This is a genomic window from Rhodopseudomonas palustris (assembly GCF_003226555.1).
Lineage (GTDB): Bacteria > Pseudomonadota > Alphaproteobacteria > Rhizobiales > Xanthobacteraceae > Rhodopseudomonas > Rhodopseudomonas palustris_I.
In genome coordinates, this window is record NZ_QKQS01000013.1 from 182,784 (window position 1) to 199,648 (window position 16,865).

Below are 16,865 nucleotides of genomic sequence, written 5' to 3' on the forward strand. Positions count from 1 at the left end.
CGTCCATTATCCCATCAGTCGGGCATCAGCCCTTCGCCACTTCCTTGGCGAAGGTATCACGCAGCCCGATGGTACGATTGAACACCGGCTTGTCCGCGGTCGAGTCGCGATCGCGGACGAAGTACCCCTGACGCTCGAACTGCAGCGGCTCGGTCGAAGCGCTCGCCGCCGTCTCCGGCTCGATCCGCGCGTCGGTCAGAACTTCGAGCGACTGAGGATTGAGATCGTCGGCGAAGGTCGCGGCGCTCGGCGCCGGATTGGCGAACAGCTGGTTGTAGATCCGGATCTCAGCCTTGACCGACTGCGCCGCCGGTAGCCAGTGCATCGTCGCCTTGACCTTGCGGCCGTCGGGCGCGTTGCCGCCGCGGGTCTCCGGATCGTAAGTGCAGCGCAGCTCGACGACCTCGCCGGCGTCGTTCTTGATCACTTCGCGGCACTTGATGAAATAGGCGTAGCGCAGCCGCACTTCATTGCCGGGAAACAGCCGGAAGAACTTCTTCGGCGGCGTTTCCATGAAGTCGTCCTGCTCGATGTAGATCTCGCGGCCGAAGGTGATCTTGCGGGTGCCGGCGGCAGGATCGTCGGGATGGTTGATCGCCTCCAGCTCTTCGGTCTGGCCTTCCGGGTAGTTCTCGATCACCACCTTCAGCGGCTTCAGCACCGCCATCCGCCGCTGCGCGGTGCGGTTCAATTCCTCGCGGATGCAGAATTCCAGCATGCCGAGATCGACCACGCTGTTGGCCTTCGCCACGCCGATCCGCTTGACGAAATCGCGCAGCGCCGCCGGCGGCACGCCGCGCCGGCGCATGCCGGCCATCGTCGGCATCCGCGGATCATCCCACCCCGACACATGGCCGCCGCGCACCAGCTCGGTCAGCACACGCTTCGACAGCAGCGTGTAGGTGATGTTGAGCCGGGCGAATTCGTACTGATGCGGCTGCGACGGCACCGGCAGCTTCGACAGCAGCCATTCATACAGCGGCCGATGGTCCTCGAACTCCAGCGTGCAGATCGAATGGGTGACGCCCTCGATCGCGTCCGACTGGCCGTGGGCGTAGTCGTAGCTCGGATAGATCGACCATTTGTCGCCGGTGCGCGGATGGTGCGCGTGCAGAATGCGGTACAGCACCGGATCCCGCAGGTTGATGTTGCCCGACGCCATGTCGATCTTGGCGCGCAGCACTCGCGCGCCATTCGGAAACTCGCCGGCCTTCATCCGCCGGAACAGGTCGAGATTTTCCGCGACCGAACGATCGCGGAACGGGCTGTTCTGGCCCGGCTCGGTCAGCGTGCCGCGGCTGGCGCGGATCTCGTCCTGCGACTGGTCGTCGACATAGGCGTCGCCGTTCTGGATCATCAGCTCCGCCCAGGCGTAGAGCTGCTCGAAATAGTCCGAGGCGTAGAACATGTGCTCGCCCCAGTCGAAGCCGAGCCAGCGGACATCGGCCTGGATCGAGTCGATGTACTCCTGCTCTTCCTTGGTCGGATTGGTGTCGTCGAACCGCAGATGGCAGCGGCCGCCGAACTCCTGCGCAATGCCGAAATTCAGCGCGATCGACTTGGCATGGCCGATGTGCAGATAGCCGTTGGGCTCCGGCGGGAACCGGGTCACGATGGTCCGGTGCCTGCCGCTGTCGAGATCGGCCTGGACGATGTCGCGAATGAAGTCGCGCCCTGCTTCGCCCGCCGCTGTATCTGCCGTGGTCATTCGTCAATCGTCCTACTGGTCGGAACCGAAAGGGGTATCTGCCAAATCCGCCGCCCCGCGCCAACCCCTTCAGGCTGCGCGGAGCACTTTAGTTATGCGCCGATCCTGCTATACACCCTGCGCGCCGCTCCGGCCCGTTCCCTTCCCTGAATTTGGTTCGAATGACCCGTCCCGTCGTCACCCGCTTCGCGCCCTCGCCCACTGGTTTCCTGCACATCGGCGGAGGCCGCACCGCGCTGTTCAATTGGCTGTATGCGCGCAAGCACGGCGGCACCATGCTGCTGCGAATCGAGGACACCGACCGCCAGCGCTCGACCCAAGAGGCGATCGACGCCATCCTGGACGGGCTGAAATGGCTCGGAATCGATTGGGACGGCGACACCGTCTACCAGTTCGCGCGCGCCGCCCGGCACCGCGAGGTCGCCGAGCAATTGCTCGCGGCCGGCAAGGCCTACCGCTGTTATGCCACCGCCGAGGAGCTGACAGCGATGCGCGACAAGGCGCGCGCCGAGGGCCGCGCCAAGCTGTACGACGGCACCTGGCGCGACCGGGACCCGGTCGAGGCGCCCGAGGGCGTCAAGCCGACTATCCGACTGAAGGCACCGCTCACCGGCGAGACCGTGATCGAGGATCAGGTTCAGGGACGCGTCGCTTGGCAGAACGAGAATCTCGACGATCTGGTGCTGCTGCGCGGCGACGGCACCCCGACCTACATGCTGGCGGTGGTGGTCGACGATCACGACATGGGCGTGACCCACGTGATCCGTGGCGACGATCATCTCATCAATGCCGCGCGGCAGAAGCAGATCTACGATGCGATGGAGTGGGAGCTGCCGGTGATGGCGCACATCCCGCTGATCCACGGCCCGGACGGTTCGAAGTTGTCGAAGCGCCATGGCGCCCTCGGCGTCGATGCTTACCGTGCGATGGGGTACCTGCCCGCCGCGCTGCGTAACTATCTGGTCCGCCTTGGCTGGAGCCACGGTGATCAGGAAATTTTTACCACGCAGGAAATGATCGACGCGTTCGACCTGCCGGCGATCGGCCGCTCCGCGGCACGATTCGATTTCGCCAAGCTGGAGAGCCTCAACGGTCACTACATCCGTCAGAGCGAAGATCACTGTCTCGTGACTCAGCTGGAAGACCTGCTGAAATACATCCCGCAGGGCCCGGCGCTGGCCGCCAAATTCGACGACAGCATTCGCGCCAAGCTGACCCAGGCGATGCCTGGACTGAAGGAGCGTGCCAAGACACTGCTCGAGCTGCTCGACAATGCCGGCTTCATTTTCGCCGACCGGCCGCTGGCGCTCGATCCGAAAGCGCAAGCGGTGCTGACGCCCGAAACCCGGCAGTTGATCGGCCGGCTGCGCGCCGCGCTCGAGGACGTTTCGCCGTGGACGGCAGCCACCACCGAGGCGGCGATGCGAGCATTCGCCGAACAGGCCGGGCTCAAACTCGGTGCGGTGGCGCAACCGCTCCGAGTGGCGCTCACCGGGAGGACCACATCTCCGGGAATCTTCGATGTTTTGGCGGTGCTGGGGCGCGACGAATGCCTGTCGCGGCTGGCTGATCAAGCTGGATAAAGTCCCCCGGAAACGGCTGGTGTCCGGCCGCCTTGCAGTGCACAGTGCAATGAGCTACGCATTTCCGCCAGCGCTTCAAGACAACCAGTCTCGCTCGCAAGAGCACTGCGCATATGGCTGGTTTCGCCAACGAACATCGGGGACCACACGATGGACGCAACGACCAACAACAAGACGGCAACGCTCACGGTTGGAAACAAGAACTACGATCTTCCGGTTCTGACCGGAACGGTCGGCCCCGACGTCATCGACATCGGCAAGCTCTACGCCCAGACCGGGATGTTCACTTACGATCCGGGATTCACCTCGACGGGCAGCTGCCAATCCAAGATTACTTACATCGACGGCGACGCCGGCATTCTCGAGTACCGCGGGTACCCGATCGAACAGCTCGCCGAAAAAGGCGACTTCCTCGAGACCTGCTATCTCTTGCTGTACGGCGAACTGCCGACCAAGGCGGAGAAGGAAGATTTCGACTACCGCGTCACCCGCCACAACATGGTTCACGAGCAGATGGCCCGGTTCTTCCAGGGCTTCCGTCGTGACGCGCATCCGATGGCGGTGATGGTGGCTTCGGTCGGCGCGCTCGCTGCGTTCTACCACGACTCCACCGACATTAACGATCCGCAGCAGCGGATGGTCGCCTCGATCCGGATGATCGCCAAGGTTCCGACGCTGGCGGCGATGGCCTACAAGTACTCGGTCGGCCAGCCCTTCATCTACCCGAAGAACACGCTCAGCTACGCCGCGAACTTCCTGCGGATGTGCTTCGCGACTCCGTGCGAAGAGTACGTCGTCAATCCGGTGCTGGCGAACGCGCTCGACAAGATCTTCACGCTGCACGCCGATCACGAGCAGAACGCCTCGACCTCGACCGTGCGCATCGCCGGCTCGTCGGGCGCCAATCCGTTCGCCTGCATCGCGGCCGGTATCGCCTGCCTGTGGGGCCCGGCGCACGGCGGCGCGAACGAAGCTGCGCTGCAAATGCTGAAGGAGATCGGTTCGGTCGAGAACATCCCGGACTTCATCGCCAAGGTGAAGGACAAGAGTTCGTCGGTGCGGCTGATGGGCTTCGGCCACCGCGTCTACAAGAACTACGATCCGCGCGCCAAGATCATGCAGCAGGTCTGCCACGAAGTGCTGGCCGAGACCGGTCACCACGGCGACCCGCTGCTCAAGGTGGCGATGGAGCTGGAGAAGATCGCGCTCAGCGATCAGTACTTCATCGACCGCAAGCTGTACCCGAACGTCGATTTCTATTCGGGCATCACGCTGAAGGCGATGGGCTTCCCGACCGACATGTTCACCGTGCTGTTCGCGGTCGCCCGCACCGTCGGCTGGATCAGCCAGTGGAGCGAGATGATCGAGGATCCGCAACAGAAGATCGGTCGCCCGCGCCAGCTCTACACCGGTGCAACCACCCGCGACTACGTCGACATCGACCAGCGCGGCTGATCTCCACACGCACGAACGTCGTTGAAGGACCGGCCTCGCGCCGGTCCTTTTCGTTTCCGGGATCGCGTCGGTAGAGCAGTCCCTCAATCCGCCGGTGAAGCGCTGTGGTGATCACCACCCTTGTGCCGCATCACGTCCAGCACGATGTCGGCCGCGCGGGCACTCGGCGTTTGCGCGCCGGTCGACAGGATGCCGTCGATCTTGGCGAATCCGGCGAGCTGGCGCCGCCGAGCCGGCGTGTCACCGAGCAGGTCGCGCACCGCCGGCGCCAGCTTGGCGGTCACGCAATCTTCCTGGATGAATTCCGGCACCACCTCCTCGCCGATCACCAGATTGGCGAGGATCACCGTGCCCGGCCGTACCACCCGGCGCGCGATCCAGACCTCGAGGCTGCCGGCCCGATAGGCGGTCACCATCGGAACCCCGGCGATCGCCAGTTCCAGCGTCACGGTGCCGGATTTGGCCAGCGCCGCATGGGCGATCCGGAATGCGGCGCGCTTGTCCTGTTCGCCGACGACGATGCGCGGCTGCACCTCCCAGGACGCGACCGCGGCGCGGACCAGAGCTTCCAGATGCGGCGTGGTCGGCAGCACCGCCTCGAACGCCACGCCGTCACGCCGGAGCTGCGCCAGCGTCTCGCCGAACGCGGCAGCGTGGTGGCGGACTTCGCTGCGCCGGCTGCCCGGCAGCACCAATAGAACCGGCGGCGATGCGGCGCGGCGCGCCTGCTCGGCCTCATCATTCGGCCGCAGCGAGCCGAATTGCTCGGTGAGCGGATGACCGACATAACTGCACCGTGGGCCCTGCAGCCGGCGATATTCCGCCGGTTCAAACGGCAGCAGCGCCAGCACGTGATCGACATAGCCGAGCATCGCCCGCGCCCGGCCCGGCCGCCACGCCCATACCGTCGGCGACACATAGTCGACGATCGGGATCGCCGGATCGCGCCGCCGCACCCGCCGCGCCACGCGATGAGTGAAGTCCGGACTGTCGATGATCACCAGGATGTCGGGCTTGGCGGCGAGCACGTCGTCTGCCGCGCGGCGGATCAGCTTCAGGATCATCGGCAGCCGCTGCAGCACCGCGGCAAAGCCGATGATCGACAATTCCTCGATCGGAAACAGCGATACCAGCCCCTCGCCGGCCATGCTCTGGCCGCCGATTCCGGCAAATCGCACAGTCGCGCCCAGGCGCGACCGCAGTTCGCGCATCAGGGCGCTGCCGAGCCGATCGCCGGACTCCTCCGTCGCGATCAGATAGACCGTCCGCACGCGCTCCTCGGCCTTCACGGTCGTGTTCATGCGGGCATCCCGATCACGAACAACCCGGCCCGGTCGGCGGCGGCGACCATCTCCTGGGGCTCCGCGACGACGGTATAGCCGGCCACGACGGCGACGCCGCCGAGCTGCGCGGCGACCAGCCCTTCGATGGTTTTCGGTCCGAGCGCCGGCAGATCGAAGCGCAGATCCTGGCCGGTCTTGGGCGCCTTCACCAGCACGCCGTGGCCGGGCTTGGCACGGATCCGACCGCCGTCGCGAAGTTGCGCCACCCGCCGCAGCAGTTCGTCGGTACCGCCGGTGTCCTCGACCGCGACGACGTGGCCGTCGATCACCACGCAGCCCTGGCCGATATCGAACGGGCTGAGCGCCGCCAGCACCGCACGGCCCTTGGCGATATCAGCCTCGACACGCGCATCCGGCGCGGCGCGGGTCAGGCAGCCTTCTGGGATCAGCAGATCGCTGGCGACGTCTTTCAGGCCAAGCAGCCGGAAGCCATGGCGCTCGAACAGCCGGCCGACGCCGGTCAACAGATGGTCGTCGCCGCCGCGATAGGCCGCCAGCACCGCCGGCAGCACTTTGAGCGCGCCCCAGTCGAGCCGCAAGTCCGACAGCGCCGGCCGCACCAGGGAGCCGATGAACACCAGATCGCGGCAGCCCTCGGCGCGCAGCAGCCGCAGCAGCCGCCCCAACGCTCCCATCCGCAGCCAATGATGGCGGTAAGCGGTGACGCGCTCGGGGTCGCAGCTTCCCTTCAGCGCGAACAGCACCGGCGTCAGACCACGGTCGGCGAGCTGGTCGGCCACTGCGAATGGCAGTGTGCCGCCGCCGGCGATGATGCCGACGGGGCTAGCTGTCTGCAGCGCGGGATCGGTCATGGCCGCGCCGGCCGGTCAGGCGTCGTCGCCGTCGTTGACGGCCGCACCGCCTTCGCGCGCCATGCACAGCGCGACGCGCGCACCGCGGCCGCCGCGGCCCTTGATGTCGTCGATGAACGCGACGATCTCGGCGATCGCCGGATCTTCCGCGGTGCGCGGACGCACCCGTTCGAGCCGTTCGGCGAGCGGACCGCTGCTGTGGAACAGATCGTTGAAGAACGAGCGCACAATTGCGAGCCGCTCCTTGGTGAACTTCCGCCGGCGCATGCCGACGATATTCAACCCGGCCAGTTTCGCATAGATGCCGTTGGCGAGCGCGTAGGGAATGACGTGGGTGCGCAGGCCGCTCATGCCGCCGATCATCACCTGGGGACCGACCCGGGTGAACTGCTGCAGCACTGTCATGCCGCCGATGAAGGTGAAGTCGCCGATCTCGCAATGGCCGCCGAGGGTGGCGGCGTTGGCGAAGATCACGTCGTTGCCGACGATACAATCGTGGCCGACATGGCTCGCCGCCATGAAGAACCCGCGATCGCCGACGCGGGTCACGCCGCCGCCGCCGACCGTTCCGGTGTTCATCGTCACGTTTTCGCGGATGGTGCAGGCGTTGCCGACGATCAGCGTGGTCGGCTCGCCCTTGTAGCCGGTCGATTGCGGCGCGCCGCCCAGCGAGGCGAACGGATGGATGGTGCAGCCTTCGCCGATCGTGGTGTGGCCAGTGAGGTTGACGTGGCCGATCAGCCGGGTGCCGTTGCCGATGCTGACGTGGGGACCGACGGTGCAGAACGGCCCGATGGTGACGTCGTCGCCAATGACGGCGCCGTCTTCGATGCGCGCAGTCGGATCAATTGTGCTCATTCAACCTGTCAATCTGCCAGCATCGCGCCGACATCGGCTTCCGCCACGATCTGGCCGTCGACCTTGGCCTCGCCGTGAAACCACCACATCGTCTTACGACGGCCGGTGCGTGTCAGGTGATACTCGACGGTATCTCCTGGAATCACTGGCTTGCGGAACTTGCACTTGTCGATGGTCAGGAAATACACCGCGCGCGGCTTCTCGGTCCCGGTCACCGACATGATGCCGATCACGCCAGCGGTCTGCGCCATGCCTTCGATCATCAGCACGCCCGGATACACCGGCCGCTCCGGGAAGTGCCCCTGGAACGCCGGCTCGTTGACGGTGACGTTCTTGATGCCAATGCCGCTGTAGTCCTCGCGAATATTGATGACGCGATCGATCAGCAGAAACGGAAAGCGGTGCGGCAGAGTCTGGAGGATGGTGTTGATGTCGACTTTCTCAAAGCGAATTGGCGATTCCATCACGCCCGTCCTTCATCCCTGTCTTCGTCGGGTCGTGCCCCGGTCTCGGCTCCGCCACTCTCGGCGAGCCGCCGTACCGCCAGCATCTCCCGGAACCATGTTCGGGTCGGCCGCGCGAACATTCCGCCCCAGCGCTCACCGGCGGGGATACTGTCCTTGACCCCGGACATCGCCGCCACCTGGGCGCCGTCGCCGATCACCACATGGTTGTTGATGCCGACCATGGCGCCGAGCGCGACGTTGTCGCCCAGCGTCAGGCTGCCGGCAAGACCGCATTTGGCGGCGATCACGCAATGTCGACCAATTGTTACGTTGTGGCCGATCTGAACCTGATTGTCGATCTTGGTGCCCTCGCCGATCACCGTATCGCGGAGTGATCCGCGATCGATCGTGGTCCCGGCGCCGAGCTCGACGTCGTTTTGAATGATCACCCGGCCGGTCTGCGGCACCTTGGTGTGCTGGCCGGCGAAGATGAAGCCGAAGCCGTCCTGGCCGATATGGCAGCCGGGATGCATCAGCACGTTGTTGCCGATCAGCGCGTGCTGCAGGTGGCTGCCGGCACCGATGTCGCAATCCCGGCCGATCTTGACGCCAGCGGCGATGACGGCGCCTGCGCCGATCACCGTGCCGGAGCCGATCTCGACGTCCGGGCCGATCACTGCCAGCGGTTCGACCGTGACTTCGTCCTCGAGTCTGGCGGTCTCGTGGATCACCGCCGTCGGCGCGATACCCGGCGCTGCAACGCCGGTCTGCGGCCGCAGCGCATCGGCATAAAGATACCGGGCATAGGCCACGAAGGCGTGGAACGGCCGCCGGGCGCGCAGCACGGCGACGTGCGGCGGCACCCTGCCCTCGAACCGCTCGCTGACCAGACAGGCGCCGGCCCGCGTGCCCGCGAGTTCGTCGGAGTACCGGAGGTTCTCGAAGAAGCTCAGGTGCATGGGCCCGGCCTCGTCGAGCGAGGCCAGTCCGGTGATGCGATGCTCCGCGCGCGAAGCATCAACCAGCGTTGCTTTCGTCAGGCTGGCGATCTCGGCCAGAGTCGACGAAGGACGCGGCGGGAAAAACGAGGTGGATGCCATTCCTTCGGTCGTGGTCCGGGGTGCGGGACTTAGAACGAGGTCCCGCCGCCGAACTTGAACTCCTGCACGCGGTCGTACTTACCCTTGGTGATCGGGATCGCGTAATCGAAGCGCAGCGGACCGAACGGCGACGCCCAGATCAGGCCGACACCGACCGAGGTGCGGACCAGGTTGGTATCGTCGTAGTTCAAACCGGAACAGGTGCCGATCGTGGTCTGGCTCGCCGGGGTGCAGCCGGGCGTGTTGACTTCGCCCGTCAGCGACCACGACGTCGGCCCCTTGTAGTCGAACAGCGAGCCGGCGTCGGCGTAGACGGCGCCCTTCAGCCCGACTTCCTTGGGCAGGAACCAGAACGGCATCTGCAATTCGACCGACGCACCCCAGTAATTGGTGCCGCCCAGTGCGTCGCCGCCGTAGCCGTAGAGGGCATACTGGCCGATGTCGCGCGGACCGATACCGTTCGGAGCGAAGCCGCGAACCAGGTTCGAACCCATCTGGAAGTGGTCGAGCATCCGCAGCTGGTTATCGCCGTAGGTGCTCAGATTGCCGGCCTGCAGGTGGATCAAGCCGACCAGATCCGACACCAGCGGGGTGTAGTACTTGGCATCGAACGCGGTCTTGATGAACTTCACGTCGCCGCCGACGCCAGCGAAGTCCTGGCGCAGGTCGACGAGCAGACCGTCGGTCGGGTTCTTGATGTTGTCGAGGGTGTTGTAGGTCAGCGTGTAGCCGATCGACGAGGTCCAGTAGGCGCCGCCAGCCAGACCGATGCGGACCGGCAGAGAGGCTTCGCCGTCGCCGTAGCAACCCAGCACGCCGTAGGTGCCCTGCAGATTGTTGGCAGCGATGTACTGCGGCGTCGGGAAGAAGCCCGCACCCGGGATGTTGTTACAGTTGTTCAGGTACGACGGCAGCGTGATCTCCTGCCGATACAGCGAGTAGCGCAGCTGCAACGACAGGTCTTCCCGTAGCGCGAAGCCGAGGCGCGGGCTGAAGCCGAGCGTCTTGGTCGAGTACGAGATGTAGCGGTTGGCGAGCTGCTCACGCTGATACAGGTCGAGGCCGAGCGCGACCCGATAGTCGAGCAGATAGGGCTCGACGAACGACAGCGAGTAGCCGCGCGCGTACTGACCGTACTGCACCGACGCCTTGGCGAAGATGCCGCGGCCGAGGAAGTTGCGCTCCGACACCGAGACTTCGCCGAGCGCGCCGTCGCTGGTCGAATAGCCGCCCGACACCGAGAAGTCGCCGGTCGATTTCTCTTCGAGGTTGACCACCAGGATGACGCGGTCGCTCGACGAACCCGGCTCGGTGGAGATCTTCACCGACTTGAAGAAGTCGAGGTTCTTCAGGCGGCGCTCGGCGCGGTCGACCAGCGCACGGTTGTAGGCGTCGCCTTCGGAGATGTCGAACTCACGCCGGATCACGTAGTCGCGGGTCCGGGTATTGCCGACGATGTTGATGCGCTCGATGTAGACCCGCGGCCCCTCTTCGATCGAGAACACGATCGAAACGGTGTGCTGGTCGAAATTACGATCGCCGCGCGGACGCACGGTCGCGAACGCATAGCCACGCCGCGACAGCTCGATCTGCATCTCTTCGACCGACTTCTCCAGCGCCTCGGCGTTGTACAGAGAGCCGACGCCGACGCGTGAGAAGCTGCGCAGCGAGTTCGCATCGAGAGTCGGAATGGTCGATTCGAACGTCACCGAGCCGACGCGGTACTGCTGGCCTTCTTCGATCTTGAAGGTGACCATGAAGCCCTTGCGCTCCGGATCGTATTCGGTGAGCGCGGCGACGACCTGCACATCCGCGAAGCCGTGCTTCAGATAGAAGCGGCGGATCAGGTCGCGATCGGCCTCGACCCGGTCCGGATCGTACACGTCACCATTGCCGAGGAAGCTCAGCAGGTTGGATTCGCGGGTCTTGATCACGTCCTTGAGGCGATAGGCCGAATAGGTCTTGTTGCCGACGAACTCGATCGACTTCACGCCGGTCTTCGGACCTTCGTTGATCACGAACACCAGATCGACGCGGTTGTTGGGCTGCTCGATGATCTGCGGGTCGACGCGAACGTCGTAACGGCCGGAGCGGCGATAGATCTCGGCGATCCGCAGCGCATCGCCCTGCACCATCGGGCGGGACAGCGTGCCACGCGGCTTCGACTGGATTTCAGCCGACAGCTGCTCGTCCTTGATCTTCTTGTTGCCCTCAAAAGCGAGCCGACCGATCACCGGGTTCTCGACCACGCTGACCACCAGCCGGCCGCCGACGTGATTGATGCGCACGTCCTGGAACAGGCCGGTCTCGATCAGCGCCTTGAGGCCGTCGTCAATCGATCCCTGGTCGAGCCGCCCACCGGGACCTGGCTTGAAATAGGAGCGAATGGTCTCAGCCTCGACCCGCCGATTGCCCTCGACCCCGATCGAGGAAGCGGACTGGGCGGCGGCAGGAGACGCCATCGCCACGCCGAGCGCCGTCGTGGCGGCCGGTACGGCGAAAAACACCAGGGCGGCACCGATTACCCCCCGCAACACTCGCATTCCAACTTTCATGCGCTACGCGCCCTTGTCATTCCGATGCCGGCACAAGGCCCCCGCACCGACAGAATCCCCATGTTGCCTCGCTTGTAGACAATTTTGCCCCGCCGGCAAACGTCCTTTCGCGATGCGATTTCAATTTCATTCCAACACGTTGCCTATCCGCCACGTTTGACGGATCGAATACATCATGACGACGCCAGATGCAGAATGTCGTTGTAGGTCGCGAACATCATCAGCATCAGCACCAGCGCCAGACCGATTCGGAACCCGACCTCCTGCGCCCGCTCCGAGAGCGGCCGGCCGCGGACGGCTTCGATTCCATAGAACAGCAGATGCCCGCCATCGAGCAGCGGCACCGGAAACAGGTTCAACAGGCCGATCGAGATCGACAGCACCGCCGCCAGATGCAGCAGCGGGGTGAAACCGATCGTCGCCACCTGCCCGGACACCTGCGCGATCCGCAGCGGGCCCCCAAGCTGATCCGCCGCCTCGCGCCCGGTAAAAATACCGCCGATGTACGAGAATGTCCGGTCGACCACGAACCAGGTCTCCTTGATTCCCATCCAGAACGCGACCGCCGGATTGACCCGCTGGGTCGTCACCTCGCCGGCGGCAGTCGAGCGGCTGATTCCCAGGATGCCGAGCCGCTGGACGTTGCCAAACCGGTCCTTGATCTCCTTGAGCTCGGGCGTCGCCTGCAGCTCGACGGTCGAATCGCCGCGCTTGACGGTAAATTTGAGCTGTTTGCCGGCGTCTGCGCTGACGATCCGCTGCATCTCGAGGAAATTGGCGATCGCGCTGCCGTCGATCGCGGTCACCACGTCGCCCGGCTTGAACCCGGCCGATTCGGCCGCACTGCCCGGCTGCACGCCGTCGACCCGCGCAGACGTGTTCGGCGCCCCGAACACGGCGAACAGGAAGGTGAACAGCACGATCGCGAGAATGAAGTTCGCCACCGGTCCAGCCACCACGACCGCGGCCCGCGGGCCGACCGGCTTGTGATGGAAGCTGACGGCGCGGTCCGCTGCCGACATTTGCGCCAGTGCCTCACCAGAGGGCGTGCTGGCCTCGCTGTCGTCGCCGAAAAACTTGACGTAGCCGCCGAGCGGCACAGCCGAGAGCTTCCAGCGGGTGCCGTGGCGGTCGTTGAAGCCGACGATCTCCGGACCGAAACCGACCGAGAAGGTCAGCACCTTCACGCCGTTCCAGCGCGCGACCAGAAAATGGCCGAGTTCGTGGAAGAACACCACGATCGTCAGGACGAACAGAAACGGAATGACGTAGCCGACGAAACCGTGGCTCAACGTATTGAAGCTATGGAGAAAAAGATCGGCCATCCCATTCCTTTCGAGCAGAACCGACGGCCCTGTTCCCTGTTCCTCTATGATGCCTTTGCGGCAATTTGAGGCAACAGGGTGGCAGCGAGGTTTCGCGCCTGATGGTCAAGAGCGATGGCGTCATCGGCGGAACCGAGCGGCGCCAGATTGCCGGCGCGAACCCAGCTATTGAGCGTATCCTCGACCAGCCGGGAGATCGCCCCGAACCTGATCTTCTGCGCCATAAAGGCGGCGACCGCGACCTCGTTGGCGGCGTTATACACGGTCGTTGCGCCGTTACCGGTGCGAAGCGCGTCATACGCCAGTCGCAGACCGGGAAAACGCGTGAAATCAGGCGCTTCGAAGGTCAATTGACCAATCTTGGCGAGGTCGAGCTTGGCAGCGCGGCCGGTAATTCGATCCGGCCAACCGAGACAATGCGCGATTGGGATCCGCATGTCGGGGGCGCCGAGCTGCGCCACCACGGACCGGTCGGCGAACTCGACCAGGCCGTGCACGATCGACTGCGGATGCACCAGCACGTCGATCTCGTCCGGCGTCAGCGCGAACAGATACGAGGCCTCGATCACCTCGAGCCCCTTGTTCATCATCGAGGCCGAATCGATCGTGATCTTCTGGCCCATGCTCCAATTCGGATGCTTGAGCGCCTGCGCCAGGGTCGCCTGCTCGATGTCGGCTGCGGCCCAGGTGCGGAACGGCCCGCCCGAGGCGGTGATGATGACACGGGTCAGTTCGTGGCGGTTGCCGGAGGCCAGCGCCTGAAACAACGCGTTGTGCTCCGAATCGGCCGGCAGGATCTGGGCCCCGGCGGCTGCGGCCCGAGTGATGAAGAAGTCGCCGGCGCACACCAGGCACTCCTTGTTGGCGAGCGCGACGGTGGTGCCGCGATCAACCGCGGCCAGCGCCGGCTTCAGACCGGCAGCGCCGGAGATCGCCGCCATCACCCAGTCGGCCGGCCGGGCGCCGGCCTCGATCACCGCGCTCTCGCCGGCCCCGCATTCGACGGCGGTTCCGGCGAGCGCAGCCCGTAGCTCGCCGAGCCGCGCCGGGTCGGCGACGGCGACGAAGCGCGCGTTGAACTCCTTGGCCAGCTTGGCGAGGCCGGCCACGTTAGCGTTGCCGGTGAGTGCTTCGACCCGGTAGCGCTCCGGTTCGGCGCGGATCAGGTCCAGCGTGCTGTCGCCGATCGACCCGGTGGCGCCGAGCACACTGACGGTGCGGACGCCGCTATGGGCGGGATCGGCATTCTTCAAAGGAACAGGGTTCATTGCGTCACCACACCATCAATCCGCGGCCAATACCATCCAGTGGCGCCCGCATCAGTCCAATCAATACCGCCACCACAACCGCCGCGACATAGCCATCGAGCCGGTCCATCAGCCCGCCATGGCCGGGAATGATGTGGCTCGAATCCTTGACGCCGAACTGGCGCTTGACCGCCGATTCGAGCAGATCCCCAAGCTGGGAAGCGGTTGAAAGAACCGCCGCAAGGATCAGAAGCGGCGCGACTTTCCCGAATCCAGCGAGCCCGAAGCCGAGCCCGACCAAGAGGCTCAACGAGAGCCCGCCGATCGCCCCCGCCCAGGTCTTTTTTGGGCTGACGCGCGGCCACAGCTTGGGACCGCCGATAGTGCGGCCGGCGAAATAGCCGCCGATATCGGCGCCCCAGACGACCAGCAGTATCAGTACCAGCGCCGCGAACCCGTGGTCCGGGTCGAGCCGGGCCAGAATCGAAGCGATCAGCGCGGCGGCGGCATAGCCGAGCCCGGTCGCGGTCCAGCGCCGAGGCTGGTCGCCGAGCAGCGCCAGTCCGCCGACGCCGAGCACCGCCGCAACCAGCGCCGGCACCGGCTTGTCGAACGCCAATCCCAGTCCGCAGACGATCAGGCACAAACAGCCGAGCACCAGCACGCGGAAGTCGCGCGCCGCGCCGACGATCCCGAGCCATTCGACGAACAGACCGATCGCCACCAGCGTGGCCAGCACGGCCCAGGGCCAACCGCCGAGCCAAGCAATCGCGATCGCGCCGGGAGCCAGCACGAGCGCGGCGGCGATTCGCTGGATCAGATTCCGGGACCCCTGCTCGGCCGCCGGCGCCGGCGGCGCGTTGTCCTGGCTCACGCGTGTCACGATCCTGTTTTGGCGGCCAATCCGCCGAACCGGCGCTCACGCCGGGCATATTCGGCAATCGCGCCTTCCAGCGCGGCCTTGTCGAAGTCCGGCCAGTGGATGGGCACGAACACCAATTCACTGTACGCGGCCTGCCACATCAGGAAATTCGACAATCGTTGTTCTCCGCTGGTGCGGATGATCAGGTCGGGATCGGGGATGTCGGGAGCGTCGAGATAGCGGCCCAGCGTTTCGATATCGATCGTGGCCGGGTCGCGCTTGCCCTCTGCGACCTCGCGCGCCAGCCGCTGCGCGGCGTTGGCGATCTCCTGGCGGGAACCGTAGTTGAACGCCACCACCAGATTGAGCTTGGTGTTGCCCCGGGTCAGTTCCTGCGCCTCGTCCAGCATCGCGCACAGGTCGCGGTCGAGCCGGTTGCGCTCGCCGATCACCCGGATGCGGACCCCGTCGCGGTGCAGCGAGGCCAGATCGTTGCGGATGAAGCGGCGCAGCAGCCCGAACAGGTCGCCGATCTCGGTCGCCGGCCGCGCCCAGTTCTCCGAGCTGAACGAGAAAATGGTCAGATAGCGGATCCCGAGCTCGCTGGACGCCCGGACGACACGGCGCAGCGCCTCGACGCCGCGGCGATGGCCTTCGGCGCGCGGCAGCCCTCTGGCCGCCGCCCAACGCCCGTTCCCGTCCATAATGATGGCGACGTGCGCCGGAGCACTCGGCGGCTCGGACGGATCAGGCAGCGGCGCGGCAGCTTTCGACATTGCTCATTCCCGAAGCGTCATCCCGCCAGAAGATCCCCGGCTCGCTGCCAGAAAGTATTCGAGATCCGTAAGTTATAGTCGGCGCGTCGACAAGGCCTGAACTCTCTCGCCGCCCGTGGCGGGCGCCGCATTCCGGCTCCCCGTACAATCCCGCACCCGACCGCGGGGACGCGGCAATGGCGCCGCATCCCTCGCTCCAAAACGGCAGATTAGACCGTCAGGATTTCCTTTTCCTTGTTCGCGAGCAACTGATCGATCTCGGCAATCGACGCATCCGTCGCCTTCTGGACTTCCTGATCGAGCCGCTTCTGATCGTCCTCGGAGATCTCGTGCGCCTTCTCCAGCTTCTTGATGGTGTCGAGACCATCGCGGCGGACGTGGCGGACCGCGACACGGGCGGCCTCGGCGTATTTATGCGCGACCTTGACCAGATCCTTGCGGCGCTCTTCGTTCAGTTCGGGGATCCGCAGCCGGATCACCTGACCTTCAGTCGCGGGCGACAGGCCGAGATTGGAATCGACGATTCCCTTCTCCACCGCCTTGACCATCGACTTGTCCCAGACCTGCACCGAAATCAGCCGCGGTTCCGGCACCGAGACGGTGGCGACCTGGTTGAGCGGCATGTGGCTGCCATAGGCGTCGACCTGAACCGGCTCCAGCATCGAGGCCGACGCGCGCCCCGTGCGCAGACCGCCGAGCTCGTGCTTCAGGGACTGCGCGGCACCCTGCATCCGCCGCTTCAATTCGTTGATGTCGAACTTGTCGGACATTGCCGCCTCTCTTTCTCAATCGCTA

General features: G+C 65.3%; 14 protein-coding genes. 2 read left to right on the top strand and 12 right to left on the bottom strand.

The window, feature by feature from the left end; all coding sequences use genetic code 11:
• Positions 1-25: 25 nt before the first annotated feature.
• The gene (locus DNX69_RS08590; protein WP_110785595.1) at positions 26-1,708 is read right to left on the bottom strand and encodes a glutamine--tRNA ligase/YqeY domain fusion protein; all 1,683 of its coding nucleotides are present in this window, start codon (positions 1,706-1,708) and stop codon (positions 26-28) included.
• 161 nt (positions 1,709-1,869) lie between these two features.
• Between DNX69_RS08590 and gltX the strand changes: the two genes are divergently transcribed.
• Positions 1,870-3,291: a glutamate--tRNA ligase gene (gltX, locus tag DNX69_RS08595; protein WP_110785596.1), complete on the top strand. Its 1,422-nt coding sequence runs from the start codon at positions 1,870-1,872 to the stop codon at positions 3,289-3,291.
• 150 nt (positions 3,292-3,441) lie between these two features.
• Entirely contained in the window at positions 3,442-4,746 is a 1,305-nt protein-coding gene (gltA, locus tag DNX69_RS08600; protein WP_110785597.1) for a citrate synthase, read from the top strand.
• Positions 4,747-4,829: 83 nt separating this feature from the next.
• Here gltA and lpxB read toward each other — a convergent pair whose 3' ends face one another.
• The 11 genes from lpxB to frr all read right to left on the bottom strand — a co-directional run bounded on the left by lpxB (position 4,830) and on the right by frr (position 16,840).
• Positions 4,830-6,047 carry a lipid-A-disaccharide synthase gene (gene lpxB / locus DNX69_RS08605; RefSeq protein WP_110785598.1) on the bottom strand — a complete coding sequence of 406 codons (1,218 nt, stop codon included), beginning with the start codon at positions 6,045-6,047 and terminating at the stop codon, positions 4,830-4,832.
• Positions 6,044-6,901 carry an LpxI family protein gene (locus tag DNX69_RS08610; RefSeq protein WP_110785599.1) on the bottom strand — a complete coding sequence of 286 codons (858 nt, stop codon included), beginning with the start codon at positions 6,899-6,901 and terminating at the stop codon, positions 6,044-6,046. The genes lpxB and DNX69_RS08610 overlap by 4 nt, the downstream gene beginning before the upstream one ends.
• A 15-nt stretch (positions 6,902-6,916) precedes the next feature.
• Positions 6,917-7,759: an acyl-ACP--UDP-N-acetylglucosamine O-acyltransferase gene (gene lpxA, locus DNX69_RS08615; RefSeq protein ID WP_110785600.1), complete on the bottom strand. Its 843-nt coding sequence runs from the start codon at positions 7,757-7,759 to the stop codon at positions 6,917-6,919.
• Positions 7,760-7,767: 8 nt separating this feature from the next.
• Complete coding sequence (gene fabZ, locus DNX69_RS08620) at positions 7,768-8,223, bottom strand: 3-hydroxyacyl-ACP dehydratase FabZ (RefSeq protein ID WP_110785601.1); 456 nt, start codon at positions 8,221-8,223, stop codon at positions 7,768-7,770.
• Positions 8,223-9,305 (bottom strand): UDP-3-O-(3-hydroxymyristoyl)glucosamine N-acyltransferase, encoded by a 1,083-nt coding sequence (lpxD, locus tag DNX69_RS08625; protein ID WP_110785602.1) that lies wholly within the window; start codon positions 9,303-9,305, stop codon positions 8,223-8,225. Before lpxD ends, fabZ begins: the two co-directional genes overlap by 1 nt.
• Positions 9,306-9,334: 29 nt before the next feature.
• Positions 9,335-11,860: an outer membrane protein assembly factor BamA gene (gene bamA, locus DNX69_RS08630; RefSeq protein WP_110785603.1), complete on the bottom strand. Its 2,526-nt coding sequence runs from the start codon at positions 11,858-11,860 to the stop codon at positions 9,335-9,337.
• Between the two features lie 173 nt (positions 11,861-12,033).
• Positions 12,034-13,185, bottom strand: coding sequence for an RIP metalloprotease RseP (gene rseP / locus DNX69_RS08635; RefSeq protein ID WP_110785604.1), 1,152 nt, complete (start codon positions 13,183-13,185; stop codon positions 12,034-12,036).
• A gap of 44 nt (positions 13,186-13,229) precedes the next feature.
• The gene (dxr, locus tag DNX69_RS08640) at positions 13,230-14,453 is read right to left on the bottom strand and encodes a 1-deoxy-D-xylulose-5-phosphate reductoisomerase (RefSeq protein ID WP_110785605.1); all 1,224 of its coding nucleotides are present in this window, start codon (positions 14,451-14,453) and stop codon (positions 13,230-13,232) included.
• Positions 14,454-14,457: 4 nt separating this feature from the next.
• The gene (locus DNX69_RS08645; RefSeq protein WP_110785606.1) at positions 14,458-15,306 is read right to left on the bottom strand and encodes a phosphatidate cytidylyltransferase; all 849 of its coding nucleotides are present in this window, start codon (positions 15,304-15,306) and stop codon (positions 14,458-14,460) included.
• 5 nt (positions 15,307-15,311) lie between these two features.
• The gene (locus tag DNX69_RS08650) at positions 15,312-16,070 is read right to left on the bottom strand and encodes an isoprenyl transferase (protein ID WP_110785607.1); all 759 of its coding nucleotides are present in this window, start codon (positions 16,068-16,070) and stop codon (positions 15,312-15,314) included.
• 209 nt (positions 16,071-16,279) lie between these two features.
• Positions 16,280-16,840 carry a ribosome recycling factor gene (frr, locus tag DNX69_RS08655; RefSeq protein WP_110785608.1) on the bottom strand — a complete coding sequence of 187 codons (561 nt, stop codon included), beginning with the start codon at positions 16,838-16,840 and terminating at the stop codon, positions 16,280-16,282.
• Positions 16,841-16,865 lie beyond the last annotated feature (25 nt).